The organism is Caminicella sporogenes DSM 14501 (assembly GCF_900142285.1).
Lineage (GTDB): Bacteria > Bacillota > Clostridia > Peptostreptococcales > Caminicellaceae > Caminicella > Caminicella sporogenes.
The window spans coordinates 1-2,268 of record NZ_FRAJ01000036.1 but is presented as its reverse complement, the minus strand read 5'-3'; the positions used below and the strand labels follow the sequence as shown (position 1 = coordinate 2,268).

The following is a 2,268-nucleotide window of genomic DNA, read 5'->3' as shown; positions in this document are numbered from 1 at the left end:
AAAAAAGAGATGGAAAAAAGGTGAGAAAAAAATGGAGGTGTAAAAAATGAATTATGCAGTAGTAAAAGGAACAGGCTACATATTAGTACATACACCAGATATGGTAATGCATAATGGGACAACACAAACAACAGAAAAAATAACTAACCCTGATTCAGAATATTTAAAGAAAGTACCGGAGCATCTAAGGAAATATGAAGAAGTAATAAAATACGCACCAAATCAAGTATACATAGGAAACATGACACCAGAAGAATTAAGAGAATACGAAATGCCATGGTATGATAAAGAAGTGCCAAATGGTGATAGATTTGGTAAATATGGAGAAATAATGCCGCAAGACGAATTTATAGGACTAATGAAAATATGCGATGCATTTGACCTGGTAAAAATAGAAAAAGAATTTAACAAAGAAATAAAAGAAAAACTAACAAAACATCCATTATTCAAAGAAGAAGCAGAAAAACTAAAAGAAGGAGAAGAAAAAGAAGAAATAGAAAGACAAATAAAAGAAAACGGAGCAGAAGGGATATATCATGAAGGAAAACTAGTAGGGTGCGTAAAAAGAGCCCACGACATAGACCCAAACCTAAATGCACACATAATGTTTGAAAACTTAGTAGTTAAGGCATCAGGAGTATTAGCATTTAAACATCTAATAGACAAAAATGGAATAGACGAAAAGAGCATAGACTACGTAATAGAATGTTCAGAAGAAGCATGTGGAGACATGAACCAAAGAGGAGGAGGGAACTTTGCAAAATCGATAGCAGAAATAGTAGGAGCAGAAAACGCAACAGGCTCAGACATGAGAGGATTCTGTGCAGGGCCGACACATGCACTAATAGCGGCAGCATCACTAGTAGCGGCAGGAACATATGAAAACGTAGTAGTAGTAGCAGGAGGAGCGACAGCAAAACTAGGAATGAACGGAAAAGACCACGTAAAGAAAAACATGCCTATACTAGAAGACGTAATAGGAGGATTTGCAATACTAATAAGCAAAAACGATGGAAAAAACCCAATAATAAGAACAGACCTAGTAGGAAGACACACAGTAGGAACAGGCTCATCACCACAAGCAGTAATAACATCACTAATAACAGCACCACTCGACAAAGGCAACCTAAAAATAACAGACATAGACAAATACTCAGTAGAAATGCAAAACCCAGACATAACAAAACCGGCAGGAGCAGGAGACGTACCGGCAGCGAACTACAAAATGATAGGAGCATTAGGAGTAAAGAGAAAAGAACTAGAGAGAAAAGAACTAGCATCATTTGTAGAAAAACATGGAATGCCTGGCTGGGCACCAACACAGGGACACATACCATCAGGAGTACCATACCTAGGATTTGCAAGAGAAGATCTAACAGAAGGAAACCTAAACAAAATAATGATAGTAGGAAAAGGAAGCCTATTCCTTGGAAGAATGACAAACCTATTTGACGGAGTATCAGTAATAATAGAAAGAAACAGTGGTAAAGTAAAAGAAGATATGGAAATTTCAAAAGAAGAAATAAAAGGAATGATAGCAAAAGCCATGAAAGAATTTGCAATGCATTTACTAAAAGACTAGGAGGTGCCTAAGGTGGAAGAAAACAAAACAATAAAAAAAATGCTGGGCAACATGCTTATAGAAATAGCTGACGCCATAGAAACAGGAAAATATAGAAAAAAAATAAAAGTAGGACTGACAACTTTAGGCAGTGAACATGGAGTAGAAAATCTAGTAAAAGGAGCAGAAATAGCAGCAAAGAGTGGAATAGACTTTGACATAGTACTAATAGGACCAAAAGTAGAAACAGAACTTGAAATAATCGAAGTAAAAGAAGAAAAAGAAATGCACAAAAAAATGGAACAGCTATTAGATAGTGGATACATAGGAGCATGTGTAACAATGCACTACAACTTTCCAATAGGAGTATCAACAGTAGGAAAAGTAATAACACCAGGCGAAGGAAAAGAAATGTTCATAGCAACAACAACAGGGACATCATCAGCACACAGAGTAGAAGCGATGATAAAAAATGCAATATACGGAATAATAACAGCAAAAGCAATGGGAATAAAAAAACCAAGCGTGGGAATATTAAACGTAGACGGAGCAAGACAAGTAGAAAGAGCCCTAAAACAACTTAATGAAAATGGATACGAAATAAACTTTGGAGAATCAACACGCTCCGATGGAGGATGTATAATGAGAGGGAACGACCTCCTAAAAGGAGCAGTAGACGTAATGGTAACAGACACACTTACAGGAAA

Annotated in this window: 2 protein-coding genes; both read left to right on the top strand. The window is 36.4% G+C overall.

The features are described 5' to 3' along the window. Nucleotides 1–46: 46 nt before the first annotated feature. Nucleotides 47–1,582, top strand: a complete 1,536-nt coding sequence (gene grdC / locus BUA90_RS11990; RefSeq protein WP_072968871.1) for a glycine/sarcosine/betaine reductase complex component C subunit beta — start codon at nucleotides 47–49, stop codon at nucleotides 1,580–1,582. Nucleotides 1,583–1,621: 39 nt separating this feature from the next. Further along, a partial coding sequence (grdD, locus tag BUA90_RS11985) for a glycine/sarcosine/betaine reductase complex component C subunit alpha (protein ID WP_242945101.1) occupies nucleotides 1,622–2,268 on the top strand: 647 nt, incomplete at its 3' end.

What these genes read in the sequence shown, in the direction of transcription:
- grdC (WP_072968871.1), top strand. Translation starts at nt 47, where the DNA reads ATGAATTATGCAGTAGTAAAAGGAACAGGCTACATATTAGTACATACA.